This is a genomic window from Haemophilus sputorum HK 2154, from assembly GCF_000287615.1.
GTDB lineage: Bacteria > Pseudomonadota > Gammaproteobacteria > Enterobacterales > Pasteurellaceae > Haemophilus_A > Haemophilus_A sputorum.
The window spans coordinates 35,232-53,484 of record NZ_ALJP01000019.1; the positions used below are offsets into that span (position 1 = coordinate 35,232).

Below are 18,253 nucleotides of genomic sequence, written 5' to 3' on the forward strand. Positions count from 1 at the left end.
ATGAAATTACTTCGAATGATTTTTCTGGCATTGATTGTCAGTGCATGTAGTAGCCCTAAAGCTGATAGCTCTGCTACAGCAAAACAAGAATTTGCCCAATTTGCAAAAATGGCAGAAACTTTAGATAACGAATTCATTGATGAATCACGTAATTTCCTTACTGAAAATGGACATCTAACTGGCGATAAAGCAAAAAAAAGCGCACTTAAATGGCTTAAGGAAATTGATAGCAAGCAAATTCAAAAGATGAATAGCTTACAGATAAAAGATCCCCAAGTTAACAGATTGAGAACGCTCTTTATCCAAAATAAACTAGATATTGAAAAAGCGGTTGAGAATAATGGATTTGTAAAAAAACCAAGCGTAAAAGCGATGAAAATAAATCAAAAATTAAAACGTGATAACACCGAATACGACCAGTTATTTGATACTTTGAAGAAAAAATATCCGCTTTAAATAAACATAAGCGGTCAAAAAAGAATAAGATTTTACAAACTCCGATGCTTAGCATCACCCATTTTGGAAATAACATACAGAGGACTTTATAAAATGACTCAACTCACAGATGCCCAACAAAAAGCCTGGGCCGGTTTTGTCGGTGGCGACTGGCAAACTGAAGTAAACGTTCGAGATTTTATCCAAAAAAACTATACCCCATATGAAGGCGATGAGTCTTTCTTAGCTGGTGCAACTCCTGCTACCACTAAATTATGGGAAGAAGTAATGGAAAAAATCAAAGTTGAGAATAAAACGCACGAACCGTATGACATCGATTGCGATATTCCATCTACCATTACCTCACACAAACCGGGCTATATCGACCAAGCGCTTGAAAAAATCGTTGGTCTTCAAACTGATGCACCATTAAAACGTGCAATTATGCCATTTGGTGGGATCAACATGGTAAAAGGCTCTTGCCAAGTTTACCGTCGCGAATTAAACCCTGAAGTAGAAAAAATCTTCACTGAATACCGTAAAACCCACAACCAAGGTGTGTTTGATGTTTATACACCAGACATTCTTCGTTGCCGTCGTTCAGGCGTAATTACTGGTTTACCAGATGCTTACGGTCGTGGTCGTATTATCGGTGACTATCGTCGTTTAGCGATTTATGGTGCAGATTTCTTAATGAAAGACAAACAACGTCAGTTTGCTTCATTACAACCACGCTTAGAAGCGGGCGAAGATATTCAAGCAACCATTCAATTACGTGAAGAAATTGCTGAACAACACCGAGCTTTAGGTCAAATTAAAGAGATGGCGGCAAGCTATGGCTTTGACGTTTCTCGTCCAGCTGAAACTGCACAAGAAGCAGTACAATGGGTATATTTTGCTTACCTTGCTGCGGTGAAATCACAAAATGGTGCAGCAATGTCATTCGGTCGTGTTTCTTCATTCTTAGATATTTATATCGAGCGTGATTTAAAAGCAGGCAAAATTACCGAAACTGAAGCTCAAGAGTTAATCGACCACTTAGTAATGAAATTACGTATGGTGCGTTTCTTACGTACACCTGAATACGATCAACTCTTCTCTGGCGACCCAATGTGGGCAACTGAAACCTTAGCAGGTATGGGTTTAGACGGCCGTACTTTGGTAACCAAAACCAGCTTCCGTATTCTAAACACCCTATACACCATGGGTCCATCGCCTGAGCCTAACTTAACCATTCTTTGGTCTGAACAGCTTCCAGCAGGCTTTAAACACTATGCGGCTAAAGTTTCTATTGATACCTCATCAGTTCAATACGAAAACGATGACTTAATGCGTCCAGACTTCAACAACGATGACTATGCAATCGCATGTTGCGTATCGCCAATGGTGGTAGGTAAACAAATGCAATTCTTTGGTGCGCGTGCAAACTTAGCGAAAACCTTGTTATACGCGATCAATGGTGGTGTAGATGAAAAATCAGGCGACCAAGTTGGTCCAAAAACTGATCCAATTTCAAGCGAATACTTAGATTACGATGAAGTAATGGAAAAAATGGATCACTTCATGGATTGGTTAGCAACCCAATATGTGACTGCATTGAATATTATCCACTTCATGCATGATAAATATGCATATGAAGCTGCGTTAATGGCATTCCATGACCGTGACGTATTCCGCACTATGGCTTGTGGTATCGCGGGACTTTCTGTGGCAGCAGACTCACTTTCAGCAATTAAATATGCGAAAGTAAAACCAATTCGTAGCGATATTGAAATCAAAAACAAAAAAGGCGAAGTGCTTGGTGTAGCGAAAAATGTGGCAACCGACTTCGAAATTGAAGGCGAATACCCACAATTCGGTAACAATGATAACCGTGTAGACGATATTGCGGTTGATTTAGTTGAGCGTTTCATGAAAAAAATCCAAACGCACAAAACATATCGCAACGCAACCCCAACACAATCTGTGCTTACCATTACCTCTAACGTGGTTTATGGTAAAAAAACTGGTAACACCCCAGATGGACGCCGTGCAGGTGCACCATTTGGTCCTGGTGCAAACCCAATGCACGGACGTGACCAAAAAGGTGCTGTGGCTTCATTAACTTCTGTTGCTAAATTGCCATTTGCTTACGCGAAAGATGGTATCTCTTATACCTTCTCTATCGTACCAAATGCATTAGGTAAAGATTATGAAGCACAAAAACGTAACCTTGCAGGTTTAATGGACGGTTACTTCCACCACGAAGCCGTGGTTGAAGGTGGTCAGCACTTAAATGTGAACGTGTTAAACCGTGAAACCTTGTTAGATGCAGTAGAACACCCTGAAAAATACCCACAATTAACTATTCGTGTTTCAGGCTATGCTGTGCGTTTCAACTCTTTAACTAAAGAGCAACAACAAGACGTTATTACACGTACTTTCACAGAATCGTTCTAAGCAACAAAACACAATAGAATGAGCTAAAAAAACCTCCACAAATTGCTTGTGGAGGTTTTATTTTAGGTTAACAGAACCCTATCCGCCTTGTCGTTGCAGAAAACGCTGGTTTCACTTCACACTCACCTTGTAATGCGCTCAGCCAATCTTGCACCTTTTGAAAAGGAGAAAATTGATGACGACGAGCCACCGCAGCAAAATCGCCAGGCGTCAGCAGATTAAGCGATTCAATCTGACCTAAATCCTCTTCCGATAACAACGGTAACCCTAAAATTTCCGCTTGTTGTTTAGCAAAATCTAAACGTTGTGGCAGCGTTAAATAATCAAACTTCAATTTCAAATCAAAACGGCGTAAAGCGGCAGGATCAAGCACTTCAATTAAATTTGTTGATACCACCATCAAGCCCTCAAAGCGTTCAATTTGTGTTAGCATTTCATTCACTTGTGAACGTTCCCAGCTTCGATTTGCTCCTTCTCGAGAAAATAAGAAGGTATCCACTTCATCTAACACTAATAACGCATTATCAGCTTTCGCTTGTTCAAAAGCTTGAGCAATATTTTTTTCTGTCTCGCCTACATAACAATTAAGCAAATCTGAGCCTTGTCTTAACAACAGCGGCATATCCAACTCCTCTGCAAGCCATGCTGCCCAAGCAGTTTTTCCTGTTCCTGGCGGGCCATAGCAACAAATTCGCCCTTTTTTCGACCGTTTTAACCCTTCACTAATGCGATGAATATTGTCATTACAAGCAACATAATCCAAGTTATAGTTGGCTTTGCCTAAAACAAGCGGTTCGATTTTCGGTTTATTTTGCGATTTTAATGTTTGATTAAACATCATGAGCAAAGTCTCAGCAAAATTTGACGTATTGAGTTCCTTTGCCACCCGAATTGTGCGGCTTAAAATCGCAGGCGTTAATGACCGCACTTTAGCAAAATGCTGGACATAAGCCGGACTTAATTTTCCCTCGGCCAACTGCGTAATGAGTGCCGATTTATTTCTCAACGGCAAATCAGGCATTTCTAAAATAAAATCAAAGCGACGTAAAAAAGCAGGATCTATGCCAAAAACAGAATTAGATAGCCAAATCATCGGCACGTTATTATTCTCCAGTAACTGATTTGTCCATGCTTTATTTTTTTGTGCAACAGAACGCTCCATGAGCGAGCCGTTAAACACATCTTCAATTTCATCAAAAATTAAAAGCGCTTGCTTGCCGTTTAATAACGTTTGAGCAAGGCGACTGTAGTTCAGGCGTTGCTCTGCCTTCACAACATCTCCGTCAGAATCCATATAAGTAATGTTATACGCCGAAATCCCTAATGCTTGTGCAAGCAATCCGGCAAATTCGGTTTTACCGGTGCCGGGCTCGCCATAAATTAAAAGATTCACGCCTTTCTGATGATGTTTTAGTGCTTGTTGCAAATAGGTCAACATCATATCTTTCATGCTAGCAATATGTACAAAATCATCCAGTTGCAGACTTGGCACTTGAGGTATTTCTGTACAAGATTTCAACAGAGCATATTCATTTAGAGGCTGTGTTACAAATTCATCAAAATCTAAGGTTTCGCCCCACGCTAAATAATCTTGCACACCATCTAGGCGATAATTCCGCTCAATTAGCCCATAAGCATCAAGTTTACTGCCTTTCTTTAAGGCGGACAGAATCTCATTTTTCGGCTGTTTCAGTAAATCTGCCATGATCGTAGCCGTTCTTTGTAAATCCGATTTCGGCAAGCACTCAAACAAATCCTGCATAGCTCCTTCACTACGTAAATGCATGGCAAAGCGGAGAAGTTCCTGCTCAACGGGATTCAGCTGCAAAAATTCCGCCAAACTTGCTAAATTTTCATAAGCTTGTTTCCATAACTCCGATAAAAGTGCGGTAGATTTTTGAAGTGTTTTATAACGCTCTTTTAAAAGCTGACGAGCAACCGTGCGTAGATTTTTATCATTCTCTAATTCTTCAGGCAGCCCAAACGCACTGGCAATTTCATCACTTCGCCAACTACTCTCTCGAAACACTTCGGAAAAACCTTTATGCTCAAATAAAATTTTGAGCATCATATTTTCAGTATAAGAAGACACTGTCGGTGGGTTTAATTTATATTCGGACATAAAAAATACTCCTTACTGGGTTAGTAAGGAGTATTTTAGTGAGAGGTGCGACAAAAGGTGTCGTTAGAATTTTTTAATATCCAGCTTTTTTATTTTATCTAGATTATCTGTAATGATATCTAATAAAGGTTTACATAAATCAAAAATTTGTTCAGCTAATTCTCCATTAGGAATTTTTCTCAGAATTTCTGCATCCCAATTTCTTAGACTTCCATCAAAATACTTTCGAATAACCCAAGATTTTTTTTTATTAAAGTGAGCTTTAATATCTGGATTATCAAAAATTTCATTCAGTAAATCATATAGTTTTGGGTATTTATCCTTATGACAATATACCCCATAATGTCCGCCTCTAAGATTAGCGTAATCAAATTCAGCCCCAACCCCCCAATAAATATCTTCAGCATCAAAGTAAATTCCAAAACCTTTACCTGTTACTTCTCCATTAAGATCACATTTCCAGCCGTAATTCTTTAACTTTTTATAATCATAAGCAAAACGTTCTTGTAATTGTTCAACTAACCTCTCTATCAAATTTTCATATAGCTGTTCTTTTGAATCGATAACACTCAAGGCAGAATGTAATGCATCATTATTTTCATTTTTCATTAAATATTTAACTAAATCATCATTAGTTTCAGTATTTCCCATAAGTTCCTCACTTAAAAATTTTTTAAAATCCTGACTAAATTGTTTAACCGCCGGTGCTATGATCAATGTGTTATCTAGCCAATCAACCAAATCTTTCGCTGACAGTAAGATAGCTTTTTTAGCGCCGATTAGCTCTTCCCATTTATCTTTTTCAATGGAGTTTTCGGAAGGAGGTTCCTTAAAAACAGGAAGATAAATAAGACAGTATTCAACTTCTCTATATCCCTCTAAATCATCTCGATAATCTTTTAGCTGCTCTTCTTGGTCAGAGGCAAATCTCAATTTATTTTCAATTGAAACTATCCAGCGACGTTTATTATTTAAAAATCCCTCAATAAAAATATCATGCCGACGATTTTCACTTGTTGCTTTTTCAACACACACCTGAATTTTGTCGTATGCTAGAAAGTTATGTTTTTCGATATATTTCAGAAAACTATTTAAAAACAAATCTCCTTGTCCATGAGTTTCTTTCGGATCTAGTAAAAATGCAAGAATTTTTGATAATCCCATCTCATCCGTTCGTAAAAATTGAAACGGATTAAAACGATTTGAGTCGTATAGTTCAGTTTTTTCACGTTGTAATCTAAAATTTTCAATCACTTGATTGATAGAAATTAAAGAATCAACTATCTGGTTAATATTATTTGCCATAGCGGCTCCTTAGGTTAATTAAAACACACAGATTATAACCGACAAATCATCATAAAACCCTTGTTTCGCAATTAATTTACGACACACCGTCAATCGAGATTTATCATTATCATATTGTTTCCAAATCTTTTCTCTCACTTCTTCTGTAAGACCATCTGTTAATCCGTCAGAACACAGTAATAAACTTTCTCCTTGTTTAATTTCAATTTCCTGATAAAAGATTTTATCTTGAAATTCAGAATAATCGGCGACTAAACAAGAAGAAACGCCGCCATAGATCGTGGCGAAATCTTCCTCTTTTTTATTGGGGAAATCAGCTAACAATTCAGAAAGAATAGAATGATCTTGGGTGATTTGTTGCCATTTACCTTGTGCATCAATTAAATAAGCACGACTGTCGCCTACGCTGAGAATTTTCGCTTTACGGGTTATTTGATCAATCTCTGCTGCTACAAAAGTGGTTGCTGAGCCAAAATAATCCTCCGCTAATTCTGCTGATAAACTGGATTGCAAATCGTAGATCGTTTGACGACTTATGCTTTCTATTTGGCTTAATAATTGCATAGCCAACTTGCTCGCTTTTTCAGGTCGGTTGCTATTGGAAATACCATCTGCCACGCCCACAATAAAGTGCGGTCGGTTTTCAAGGCGTTTTTCAGCTGTTTTGAGTTTATATTGAAACACCGCCTCGCCATTAAAAAGGGCATCTTGGTTGTGTCGCTTATTACTGCCAATTTGTTGGCAGAAGGTAATTTCGCAAAAATTTTCCATTATTCAACCGCTTGTTGAGAAGGATTTAGAAGGCGATCAATCGCTTTTAGCGCATCTAACGCTTTCATTTCTAGACTTAAAAAGTGCATTTTCGGCACGCCTGCATCTTGAGGGTTAATACGGATAAATCCGCCCTTTTTTGCTTTTGCCGTACGTTCAGAAAAGCGACGCACAGTTGGAATTGCTTTCCCTGCCCCCAGTTCGATGACGACGAGATTTTGCACTTCTTTTAACCATAAATCGAGCTTATTTCGTTTTAAATTTTGATAATTACTGCTGTAAAAATAATCGTCAAACATAAGCACATTTTGTCTTGCTAAACGCTGACAATAAGGGCAACGAGGCGGCTCACTCAATAAGCGCAAGTTTTCATTATCCACCACAGGTTGAAATTCTTTTGCAGACCAGCTCAGATCCCGGCAATTATGCACACACTGCAAACGCTCTAGTGTGCCATGTACTTCATAAATGCGCCCTTCTTCAAACCCCGCTTTCTGAAAATGCCCATCCACATTGCTTGTAAAAACAAAATAACCATGTAGTTTGCTTTCTGCCCAACGTTTTAAAATTTGGTAGCCATCATGCGGGATTGTTGCGCGATATTGCGATAAGCGATGCCCGTAAAACCAATAAGCTAACTCTTGATGGGTTTCATAAGCCAATGGCGTCGCAATATCTTGGAAATTGATATTACGGCCTTTAAACATTGGATAAGCATTCCAAAATCCGCCAACGCTGCGGAAATCGGGCAGCCCAGAATCCACGCTCATACCCGCACCAGCTGTAATTAAAATGCCGTCTGCCTTGCGGATAAGTTCCACTGCATAATTTAAGTCATTTTTCATAATACTTTTCTCTGCCCATTTCTCATTGGTGAAATAACGCCTGCTTCCTCTAGTTGATCTAAAATTCTCCCTGCCCGATTAAATCCCAAACTAAACTTTCGCTGAATCCGTGAACAAGATGTAAATTTTTCTTGTTGCACAAATTTTTTTACATCCTCAAAAAGTGGATCGCGCGTATCAGTTACTTTCATTGACATAATTTTTCTCCTCTGTCGTTTTTATAACTCCCTAGAAAAAGGCTTAAGAGTGCTATAAGAAGTAAAACCTTTCTTTTATGGAAAAATTATATGGAAGGGAGCGACAGTTCGTGTCGTTAGTGAATATTACAAGCGGTTATTTTTAGAAGGTTTTTTACAAATAATAGCTTCCGTATTGCAATATGCATATTTATCTGTTTATATATACATATAGCTTATTAAGGAAAAAATATGAATAACCAAAATCCGATTGAAATTTACCAAGCTCAAGATGGCACAACGCAAGTGGAAGTGAGATTTGAAAATGATACCGTTTGGCTTTCCCAGGCGCAGATGGCAAATATTTTTGATACTAGCTCAGATAACATAAGCCTACATTTAAAAAATATTTTTAATGAAGCAGAACTTGATGAAAATTTAACTACCGAGGATTTCTCGGTAGTTCGACAAGAAGGGAAAAGACAAGTTACTCGTAAGGTTAAACATTATAATTTGGATGCTATTATTTCTGTAGGCTATCGAGTGAAGTCTAAATCTGCAACAAATTTTAGAATTTGGGCAACTGCACGTTTAAAAGAATATCTGACTCAAGGCTATACCATTAACCAAAAACGTTTACAGCAAAACGCTCACGAATTAGAACAAGCACTTGCACTTATTCAAAAAACGGCAAATTCATCGGAATTAACGCTAGAAAGCGGTCGTGGATTAGTGGATATTGTCAGCCGTTATACGCATACGTTTTTATGGCTATAACAATATGATGAAGGTTTACTTACCGAACCACAAACACAGCAAGGCGGTACGTTACCAACTTATATTGAGGCCTGTTCTGCACTAGCAGAGTTAAAATCACAGCTGATGACAAAAGGTGAAGCGAGTGATCTGTTTGGACGTGAACGAGATAATGGCTTATCTGCGATCCTAGGTAATTTAGATCAAAGTGTATTTGGTGAACCCGCTTATCCAAGCATTGAAGCAAAAGCAGCACATTTACTTTATTTTGTCGTCAAGAATCATCCTTTTTCAGATGGTAATAAACGTAGTGGCGCATTTTTATTTGTAGATTTCTTACATAGAAATGGGCGTTTGTTGGATCATAATGGATACCCAGTTATCAATGATACTGGGCTTGCAGCACTCACTTTATTAGTTGCAGAATCTGATCCGAAACAAAAAGAAACGCTTATTAGGCTTATTATGCATATGCTTAAATATAAGCAAGATAAGTAATGAAAAATAGCGACCGAAGTCGCTATTTGTTTAAAAAGTGCGGTCGATTTTCTATGATTTTTTAATTTTCTCCAATAACTCAGCGACCACTTTCGGAACGCCCTCGCCCGCTTTTTCTTTTATTGCAATCACTTGCTTACGAACAAATCCTGTATTTGGGTTAGGATCAATCAAATAAATTGGCGCTTTGCTTGGGGCTTCATTGACCAAGCCATTGGCTGGATACACTTGTAAAGAAGTGCCAATCACTAACACAATATCTGCTTGTTCCACAATATCAACCGCTCGTTCTAGCATCGGCACCATTTCACCAAAAAAGACGATGTAAGGGCGCATTGGGTGTCCATTTGGATCTTTATCTTCTAATTTCTGATCACCAAAACAATCCACAACATAACTTTCATCAAAACTACTGCGAGCTTTATTTAATTCACCGTGTAAATGCAACACTTTCGAGCTGCCTGCACGTTCATGTAAATCATCAACATTTTGCGTGATGATTCTCACATCATAGGCTTTTTCTAGTTCAACCAAGGCGAGATGCGCTGCATTAGGCTTAGCTGCTGCCGCATTTTTACGGCGTTGATTATAGAAATCAAGCACTTTCGCGCGGTTCTTTTGCAAGGCTCCAGGCGTGCAAACTTCTTCTACTTTATGCCCTGCCCACAAGCCATCTTCCGCTCTAAAAGTTGGAATACCACTTTCGGCACTAATTCCTGCTCCTGTTAATACCACGCAAATTGGTTTATTTTTCGCCGTCATTTTTCACGCTCCTTTTTGTTCTAAAATTTCATCAATCTGTCTATCTCTAGCCATCATGCCAAATATATTTCCCGCTTTATAAAGTGGTTGATAAGCATAGTTTTCAATATGTAAGAACGGCTTATCTGAAAGGCGTTGGAAATATTGTTTTAGCTGTGATTTTGAGCGTAATAACACGTCATATTCGGCTTGAATATGAACACTCATTGCTTCAATACGCATTTTAAAGTCATCACTGAGATAAGGGCTGATAATTAAATAGACCGTTTTCTGTTCGGTTGTTGTTTCATTCGCATAAACACATGCCAAATTAAACACTTGCCATTTATAGCGATCTGCAAAAGCACCAATGATTCGACTTTGCTCTTCATTTTCAACTTGCACGAGAGCGGCCGGCTTTTTCAAGCAATCTTGCAAAATATCACTTGGTGTAAAAGACCCACAGTCCAAATAAGATAGTACGCAGTTCCAGTTAGCAAATTGTTCAGTACCAAAATGTAAGTGTTTACCTTCGAATTTATCCGCGCCATTTTTAGTGCGATCATCAATTAAATAATCGCCTTGGTTCAGGTTTTTATGGTGAGATAAAATTAACCGCTTGTATAATGCCGAGCCTTTTTCTTCGCCAAAATAACGCTGAATCCATTTTACTTTATCGCTCCACGCCGATGGATTATGCCAAGGCGCGGTAGAAAGTGCGTAAATATGATATTTCTTCATCAATTTATGAACCGCAGAAATCGCGTTTGGCATGGGTTCCATTAAGCTAAAAATACCCTCGACTTCATCATATCGCCCCTCATACTCTTGCTTGGTTTTCTCATCTAATTTTGCAATACCAGACGGGAAATCAACCATCACATTATCCATATCAATATAAACAATTTTCTTCATTTTAATGCCCTCTCTGTTGATGGCTTAATGATAAAAGATGAAGCGACAATTTATGTCGTTAGGTATTTTTGTCTAAATAAGTGCGGTCAATTTCTTGGTAATCTTCACCAAAATGGGCAATCCACCATTCCAGCATGGCGCTCTCAATCACGGTCGCGGAAATTTCATATTCAGTTCCACAATCTTTTACAGTTTGATCGGCTGAAAGCGGGGTTTCTGTCAAAAAGCCTCCCGTTTGTTTATCAATACGGAACGTTAAACGAATCTTTCTACCAGAGCTAAAGCCAAATTTTTGGCTTTCAACATAAGCTTTTAGATTAAATTTCGGGCGTTCAAATTGCATTGTGCTGACATTTACTTCAAGTAAACGATGCAAGGCTAAATGTAAAATATCGCCATGTTCATATTCTGCCACCACATAACTGCTAGGGCCTTGTTGCACAAGGGCTAGAGGCTTAACTTTTGCCTTATGTTCTTTGCCGTGAATACTACGATAATGCACTTGCAAAAAGCGGTTTTGATAAAGTGCGGTACTAATTTGCTTAAAAATTTCAGGATCAATTTTTGCTGGCAACAATGGTTGGCTAGTTGGTGCAATAGCCACTTTATTGAGCCATTCTGAAGCCCCTTTTTTATGCAGTTCATAAGCAAGATTGTAATCTGCTTGTTTAAAGAACCCCTCCATCGATTGCATAATATTGGCAGGTAAAATGCCAGCTAAATATTGCTTTGCCAACATCAAAACCAACGATTGCTGTTCATTTAAAATTGGCATATCTAAGCCTTTTGCATCGGGTTTCCAACGATAGCTATAAGGCTTATCACTCCGATTACAGTCAATTTCAAATTGTTCACATAACGTATTCAATGCACGCTGAATACTACGCACATCTCGCTCAATGCCTAATGCGAGCAATTTTTCTTGTAATTCTGATGTGCTAATGGAAGTGTTTTTCGGAATTAAACGTAATAATTCAAGATAGAATTTTAGGGAGGATGATTCGGACATATTTTAAAATTAAATAAAAATTAGCATGGTCATTATTCTAGCAAAAATGGAGAAAAAACATACTCAACAAATCTGCAATTATTTTGTGAAATCTGACCGCTTGTAAGGCATTTCTGCTAAAATACACCGTAATAGTTAATTTAATCATTTAAGGAAAGCATCATGTCTGTTTTAGCTCGCTATCACTCCTATGAATCTTGCGGAACCGTTGATGGACCAGGTATTCGCTTTATCCTCTTTTTACAAGGGTGTTTAATGCGTTGTAAGTATTGTCACAACCGCGACACTTGGGATTTAGATGGTGGCAAAGAAATTAGTGTAGAAGATCTGATGAAAGAAGTAATCACTTATAAACACTTCATGAAAGCAACCGGCGGTGGTGTTACTGCTTCTGGTGGTGAAGCCGTATTACAAATGGAGTTCGTGCGCGACTGGTTTAGAGCCTGTAAAGCAGAAGGCATTGATACTTGTTTAGATACCAACGGCTTTGTCCGCCATTACAGCCCTGTGGTTGATGAAATGCTAGAAGTGACCGATTTAGTGATGTTGGATTTAAAACAACTCAACGATGAAATCCATCAAGACTTAGTCGGCGTTTCTAACAAACGTACGCTAGATTTTGCACGTTATTTACAAAAACTCAATAAACGTACTTGGATTCGCTATGTTGTGGTGCCCGGTTATACTGATGATGATGATTCTGCTCATCGATTGGGTAAATTTATTGAAGGTATGCAAAACATCGAGAAAGTCGAGTTGCTTCCTTATCACCGTTTAGGCGCACATAAATGGAAAACGCTTGGCTACGACTATGAGTTAGAAGGCGTGTTACCACCGCCAAAAGAAACCTTAGAACGAATTAAAAGCATTATTGAAAGCTACGGACACGTAGTAAAATATTAAGAAAACAAGCGGTCGGATTCAGTTCTTTTTTTGCAAAAAGAAGAAAAAATCTGACCGCTTGCGTTTTTTTCTTGAACTCCCTGCCATTTAGCCTCATATTGTGAAAGTTTTACAACCTTATCGCATGATAAAAGGATGAATTTTATATGTCTAATCCACTTTTAAATTACACTGGCTTACCTGCCTTTTCAAAAATCAAACCTGAACATATCAAACCAGCCGTAGAAGCCGTCATTAAAACTTGCCGCGAAACGATTGAAGAGGTTTCACAAATTGAAAATCCAACTTGGGAAAATTTCTACTTACCGCAAGCCGCCGCTGGTGATCAATTTAGTCGCGCATGGTCGCCTGTTGGCCATTTAAATGCGGTGAAAAACTCGCCTGAATTGCGTGAAGCTTATCAAACTTGCTTACCGTTATTATCAGAATACAGCACTTGGGCAGGACAACATAAAGGGCTATATGAAGGCTATTTAAAACTTAAAAACAGCCCAGCTTTCGAAAGTTACTCTTTAGCTCAGAAAAAAGCGATTGAAAACAGCCTGCGTGATTTCGAGCTTTCTGGGATTTCTCTGCCTGAAGATAAACAAAAACGCTACGGCGAAATTTCTGCCCGTCTTTCTGAATTAAGTTCCGATTTTAGCAATAACGTCTTAGACGCAACAATGGGTTGGGATATTGTGATTACAGATGAATCACAATTAAAAGGTTTACCAGAATCTGCACTAGAAGCTGCAAAACTTTCTGCTGAAAGCAAAGGGAAAAAAGGCTATCGCTTTACCTTAGAATTCCCAAGTTATTACCCTGTCTTAACCTATTGCGAAAACCGCGAATTGCGTGAAATGATGTATAAAGAATATGCGACTCGCGCATCAGATCAAGGCAGTAATGCGGGCAAATGGGATAACTCAGCCAACATTGATGAAAAACTAAAACTCCGCCGTGAATTAGCGCAATTACTCGGCTTTGCCACCTATGCGGATTATTCGCTGGCAACCAAAATGGCTGAAAATCCACAACAAGTGGTCGAATTTTTAGAAGATCTTGCAAGTCGTGCTAAAAAACAAGCAAAAGAAGAACTTTGTGCCTTAAAAGCCTTCGTAAATCACGCTTGTTCAGAACAGCTAGAACCTTGGGATATTGCTTATTACAGCGAAAAACAAAAACAAGCACTTTATGCGATCAACGATGAAGAACTTCGCCCGTACTTCCCTGAAGATCGCGTACTTTCTGGCTTATTTGAGCTAATGAAACGCATTTTTGGTTTACGCATTGAAGAAAAATTTGGTATCGACACTTGGCATAAAGATGTACGCTTTTTCCAAATCTACGATGAACAAGGTGAAGAACGCGGTGCATTCTATTTAGATTTATATGCACGCGAAAATAAACGTGGTGGTGCGTGGATGGATGATTGCATCAACCAAAAACGCTTTGCCGATGGCAGCTTACAAAAACCTGTTGCTTACTTAACCTGTAATTTCAACAAACCTATTGGCAATAAACCAGCACTATTTACGCATGATGAAGTTACTACCCTCTTCCACGAATTCGGTCATGGCATCCACCATATGCTGACTCAAATTGAAGTGGGCGATGTCGCAGGCATTAACGGCGTGCCTTGGGATGCAGTAGAATTACCAAGTCAATTCTTAGAAAACTGGTGTTGGGAAGAAGAAGCGCTGGCATTCATTTCAGGCCATTATGAAACAGGCGAACCACTACCAAAAGAGAAATTAACTCAACTGCTCAAAGCGAAAAACTTCCAAGCAGCCATGTTTGTGGTGCGTCAATTAGAATTTGGATTGTTTGATTTCCGCTTACATTTAGCTGAACCACGTGAAGGCTTAGTGCTAGACACACTAAAAGCGGTCAAAGCTGAAGTTGCTATTGTGAAAACGCCTGAATGGGTACGCACACCGCATAGCTTTAGCCATATTTTTGCAGGCGGTTATGCTGCAGGCTATTACAGCTATTTATGGGCAGAGGTGTTATCAGCAGATGCCTTCTCAAAATTTGAAGAAGACGGTATTTTCAACCGCGAAACTGGGCAAAGTTTCCTCGATAACATTCTTACTCGTGGCGGTAGCGAAGAACCTATGGTGTTATTTGAACGCTTCCGTGGGCGTAAGCCAACGTTAGATGCACTATTGCGCCATAAAGGCATCGCTTAAACATCATCCAAGCGGTCATTTTTGCAAAAAAATTTGCAAATTCGACCGCTTGTCTTTTCTTTGATAAACAAATCGCTATAATCTTTCCCATTCCATTTGTAACGAGAAATAGACATGTCTTTAGATTTATCGGATATTCGCACGCAGATCAGCCAGCTTGATCGCAATCTTCTAAAATTGCTTGCTGAACGCCATCGCCTTGCTTTTGATGTGGTGCGCAGTAAAGAAATCACACAAAAACCGCTACGCGATATTGAGCGAGAAAAAGAGCTACTCCAAGCGTTAGTCAACCATGCAGAATCAGAAAACTATCAACTTGATCCGCAATATGTGACGCAAATTTTCCAACGTATTATTGAAGATTCCGTGCTCACGCAACAAAACTATTTGCAAGATAAGCTCAATGCGCAATCTGATGAAAATGTCTCTATTGCTTTTTTAGGCATGCGTGGCTCTTATTCAAACATGGCTTCACGCCAATTTGCGAAAAAATTCCAAGCTAACCTTGTCGAATTAAGTTGCAATACCTTCGCTGAAGTGTTTGAAAAAGTCTCACAAGGCGAAGCAAAATTTGGTGTGCTGCCGTTAGAAAATACCACCTCAGGTTCAATCAATGAAGTTTACGATTTATTACAGCACACAGATTTGGCTGTGGTAGGTGAACTTGCCTATCCCATCAAGCATTGCTTATTAACCAATGGGAATGTTGATCTCAATGAAATTGACACTATCTACACCCATTCTCAACCAGCACAACAATGCAGCCAATTCTTAGCACAGCTGAATCGCGTACATATCAAGTACTATGAAAGTAGCTCACACGCCATGCAAATGGTGGCTAGAATGAATAAACCCAACGTGGCGGCGATTGGAAATGAAGATGGTGGCAAACTCTATGGCTTAACCAATATTCAATCAGATATTGCCAACCAACCCAATAACCTAACCCGTTTTATTGTGGTGGCAAAAGAAGCGGTAAAAGTATCTCCTCAGGTACAAACTAAAACACTACTGCTGATGACTACCACGCAACAAGCTGGGGCATTAGTGGATGCGTTAATGGTATTCAAAACGCATGATATTCGAATGATGAAACTAGAATCTCGCCCTATTTATGGCAAACCTTGGGAAGAGATGTTTTATGTGGAATTAGAAGCGAATATCCATGCAGACAATATGCAACAAGCACTTAAAGAACTTGAAAGCGTAACCAGTTATTTCAAAATTCTAGGTTGTTATCCAAGCGAAATTATTCAACCAGTTAAACTCTAATTTTCAAGCGAGCTTTAGGCTCGCTTTTTTCATAGGACATCCCTTTGCTACTTATTATTGATAATCACGATTCATTTACGTTTAACTTAGTCGATCTGCTTCGAAAACTTGAAGTAGAAATGGAAATCGTCTCATCTGATGCACTTGATTTAGATGAAGTGGAGCAATTCAGCCATATCCTTATTTCGCCGGGCCCTGATGTCCCACGTGCCTATCCGAAAACATTTGAAATGCTTGAACGATATGCCAACCATAAACCGATTCTTGGGATTTGCCTAGGACACCAAACACTTTGCGAATTTTTTGGAGGCACACTTTACAATTTGGCTCAAGTTCGACACGGCGAACAACGCCCTGTGCAACAAATTCTTGATAACCCATTATTTGAAGGACTACCTGAGCATTTCTTAGTTGGGCTTTATCACTCTTGGGCAATTTCGCAAGACTCCTTAAAAAATACACCGCTTGTTACGACTACATTATGCGATCAAAACGTCCTCATGGCATTTAAACATCAATCTCTGCCTATCTACGGCGTACAATTCCATCCCGAATCTTTTTTAACAGAATATGGTGAGCAAATGTTACGAAATTGGTTAGCCATGAAAAACTAACTAAAAAAATAAAAACCTTGCATCAAGCAAGGTTTTATTTATTTAAAGAAAGGATTGTGTACTTTTTCACGACCAATAGTCGTATGTGGGCCATGACCGGGAACGATAATAAAATCATCAGGCAAATCAAATAACTTGGTTCGAACGGTAGCTAAAAGTTGCTCTAAGTTACCCATATATAAATCCGTACGCCCAATGCTATCTTTGAATAACACATCACCAGTAAAAGCAATTTTATTTTCCATATCAAAAAAGCCAATATGCCCTGGTGCATGCCCAGGCAAATGACGAATTTGATAAGTTAAATTCCCAACCTGAACACTTTGCCCTTCTTCTAACCAATGATCTGGCAAAAAGGCAGGAACAGGAGGAATTCCAAACATTTCGCACATTTGAGGCAATTGCTCAAATAAAGGCTTATCCGCCAGATGTGAGCCATAGACTTCTACACCGAAATGTTGATGCAAGGCCTCAACTGCCATAATGTGATCAAGATGAGCATGGGTAATCAGTAATTTTTCTACCTTAAGCCCTTCTTGTTCTACAAAGTGAATGATTTTTTCTGCCTCATCCCCTGCATCAATAATAGCGGCATTTTTATTTTCATCCCAAATCACCGTACAATTTTGCTGAAATGGGCTAACAGGAATAATTTGTAAATTAAACATAAATTTTGACCGCTTACACGCCAACCCAAGTTCTTACAGGGCCAGTGTCCACGTGAACGAAATTGCTTCTTGGATAATACCCAACGCCACCGTTATTCAGACTAAGTGCTGCATCTCTCACTTTCGCTAATGGCACGCCTGAAACTTGGAAATCGACTGCTTGACCACGAATATGGAAGCTATTGCTCGCTACACCGCGATGGTTACGACGCATTGCTGCATTGGTTTTCGCTGAGCGGTATCCGCTTAACACTAAAATTTCTGCATTACGAAAACCTAAACGACCTTGAAGTTGGTTTAATTTAACAAAAAGATTTGGGTCAATGGTTTTCACTTGATTGGTATGTCGATCACGCATTAAATAATTCAAAGCATTTAGATCTTTCGGCCCTAAACGTCCACCGAAAAAATTGACAGCGTGTTGTTCGCCAGTATTGATATTATGAAAACGTAATGCTAAAGGGGTTGATGTAGATAAACTTGCCATCACTTTACTAGGCAAAATTGTAGCGCCTAATACTAACCCGCCTAGTGATAACCATTTACGGCGTTGTAAATTAATTTGATTCATTTTAATTTCCTCAATGTAACTTGAGTGTATAGCGTTTAT

Annotated in this window: 16 protein-coding genes and 1 pseudogene; 7 read left to right on the plus strand and 10 right to left on the minus strand. The window is 39.0% G+C overall.

Features of this window, described 5'->3' with window-relative positions:
- Both HMPREF1128_RS08365 and pflB read left to right on the plus strand, forming a co-directional pair.
- Window positions 1-456, plus strand: coding sequence for a hypothetical protein (locus HMPREF1128_RS08365; RefSeq protein WP_007526382.1), 456 nt, complete (start codon window positions 1-3; stop codon window positions 454-456).
- 93 nt (window positions 457-549) lie between these two features.
- Complete coding sequence (gene pflB, locus HMPREF1128_RS08370; RefSeq protein WP_007526284.1) at window positions 550-2,874, plus strand: formate C-acetyltransferase; 2,325 nt, start codon at window positions 550-552, stop codon at window positions 2,872-2,874.
- A gap of 67 nt (window positions 2,875-2,941) precedes the next feature.
- Here the strand turns inward: pflB and HMPREF1128_RS08375 are convergent, their stop codons facing one another.
- From HMPREF1128_RS08375 to HMPREF1128_RS08395, 5 genes are all read right to left on the minus strand, one after another.
- Complete coding sequence (locus HMPREF1128_RS08375; protein ID WP_007526296.1) at window positions 2,942-4,996, minus strand: ATP-binding protein; 2,055 nt, start codon at window positions 4,994-4,996, stop codon at window positions 2,942-2,944.
- A gap of 63 nt (window positions 4,997-5,059) precedes the next feature.
- Window positions 5,060-6,301, minus strand: a complete 1,242-nt coding sequence (locus tag HMPREF1128_RS08380; RefSeq protein WP_007526341.1) for a PD-(D/E)XK nuclease family protein — start codon at window positions 6,299-6,301, stop codon at window positions 5,060-5,062.
- Between the two features lie 18 nt (window positions 6,302-6,319).
- Entirely contained in the window at window positions 6,320-7,072 is a 753-nt protein-coding gene (locus HMPREF1128_RS08385; protein ID WP_007526300.1) for a PP2C family protein-serine/threonine phosphatase, read from the minus strand.
- Window positions 7,072-7,917 (minus strand): SIR2 family NAD-dependent protein deacylase, encoded by an 846-nt coding sequence (locus tag HMPREF1128_RS08390; RefSeq protein ID WP_007526327.1) that lies wholly within the window; start codon window positions 7,915-7,917, stop codon window positions 7,072-7,074. Before HMPREF1128_RS08390 ends, HMPREF1128_RS08385 begins: the two co-directional genes overlap by 1 nt.
- Entirely contained in the window at window positions 7,914-8,114 is a 201-nt protein-coding gene (locus tag HMPREF1128_RS08395) for a DNA translocase FtsK (RefSeq protein WP_007526313.1), read from the minus strand. Before HMPREF1128_RS08395 ends, HMPREF1128_RS08390 begins: the two co-directional genes overlap by 4 nt.
- A gap of 231 nt (window positions 8,115-8,345) precedes the next feature.
- Here HMPREF1128_RS08395 and rhuM point away from each other — a divergent pair.
- Window positions 8,346-9,347: pseudogene (gene rhuM / locus HMPREF1128_RS08400) on the plus strand (RhuM family protein).
- A 51-nt stretch (window positions 9,348-9,398) separates the two neighbouring features.
- Here rhuM and HMPREF1128_RS08405 read toward each other — a convergent pair.
- Genes HMPREF1128_RS08405 through HMPREF1128_RS08415 form a run of 3 tightly spaced genes read right to left on the minus strand, consistent with a single transcriptional unit; the run spans window position 9,399 to window position 12,012 of the window.
- Entirely contained in the window at window positions 9,399-10,109 is a 711-nt protein-coding gene (locus HMPREF1128_RS08405; RefSeq protein WP_007526311.1) for an SIR2 family NAD-dependent protein deacylase, read from the minus strand.
- 3 nt (window positions 10,110-10,112) lie between these two features.
- Window positions 10,113-11,003: a 5' nucleotidase, NT5C type gene (locus HMPREF1128_RS08410; protein ID WP_007526395.1), complete on the minus strand. Its 891-nt coding sequence runs from the start codon at window positions 11,001-11,003 to the stop codon at window positions 10,113-10,115.
- A 58-nt stretch (window positions 11,004-11,061) separates the two neighbouring features.
- Complete coding sequence (locus tag HMPREF1128_RS08415) at window positions 11,062-12,012, minus strand: helix-turn-helix transcriptional regulator (RefSeq protein WP_007526390.1); 951 nt, start codon at window positions 12,010-12,012, stop codon at window positions 11,062-11,064.
- 162 nt (window positions 12,013-12,174) lie between these two features.
- Between HMPREF1128_RS08415 and pflA the strand changes: the two genes are divergently transcribed.
- From pflA to HMPREF1128_RS08435, 4 genes are all read left to right on the plus strand, one after another.
- Window positions 12,175-12,915 (plus strand): pyruvate formate lyase 1-activating protein, encoded by a 741-nt coding sequence (pflA, locus tag HMPREF1128_RS08420; RefSeq protein ID WP_007526375.1) that lies wholly within the window; start codon window positions 12,175-12,177, stop codon window positions 12,913-12,915.
- Between the two features lie 146 nt (window positions 12,916-13,061).
- A complete protein-coding gene (prlC, locus tag HMPREF1128_RS08425) occupies window positions 13,062-15,089 on the plus strand; it encodes an oligopeptidase A (protein WP_007526338.1) in 2,028 nt (675 codons plus the stop codon).
- Between the two features lie 114 nt (window positions 15,090-15,203).
- Entirely contained in the window at window positions 15,204-16,361 is a 1,158-nt protein-coding gene (pheA, locus tag HMPREF1128_RS08430; RefSeq protein ID WP_007526347.1) for a prephenate dehydratase, read from the plus strand.
- Window positions 16,362-16,405: 44 nt separating this feature from the next.
- Window positions 16,406-16,975, plus strand: a complete 570-nt coding sequence (locus HMPREF1128_RS08435) for an anthranilate synthase component II (RefSeq protein WP_007526344.1) — start codon at window positions 16,406-16,408, stop codon at window positions 16,973-16,975.
- Between the two features lie 38 nt (window positions 16,976-17,013).
- On the opposite strand, the gene HMPREF1128_RS08440 is transcribed toward HMPREF1128_RS08435, so the two are convergent.
- Window positions 17,014-17,643 (minus strand): MBL fold metallo-hydrolase, encoded by a 630-nt coding sequence (locus HMPREF1128_RS08440; RefSeq protein WP_007526337.1) that lies wholly within the window; start codon window positions 17,641-17,643, stop codon window positions 17,014-17,016.
- Between the two features lie 13 nt (window positions 17,644-17,656).
- Window positions 17,657-18,214, minus strand: coding sequence for a YcbK family protein (locus HMPREF1128_RS08445; protein ID WP_007526340.1), 558 nt, complete (start codon window positions 18,212-18,214; stop codon window positions 17,657-17,659).
- Window positions 18,215-18,253: the final 39 nt, after the last annotated feature.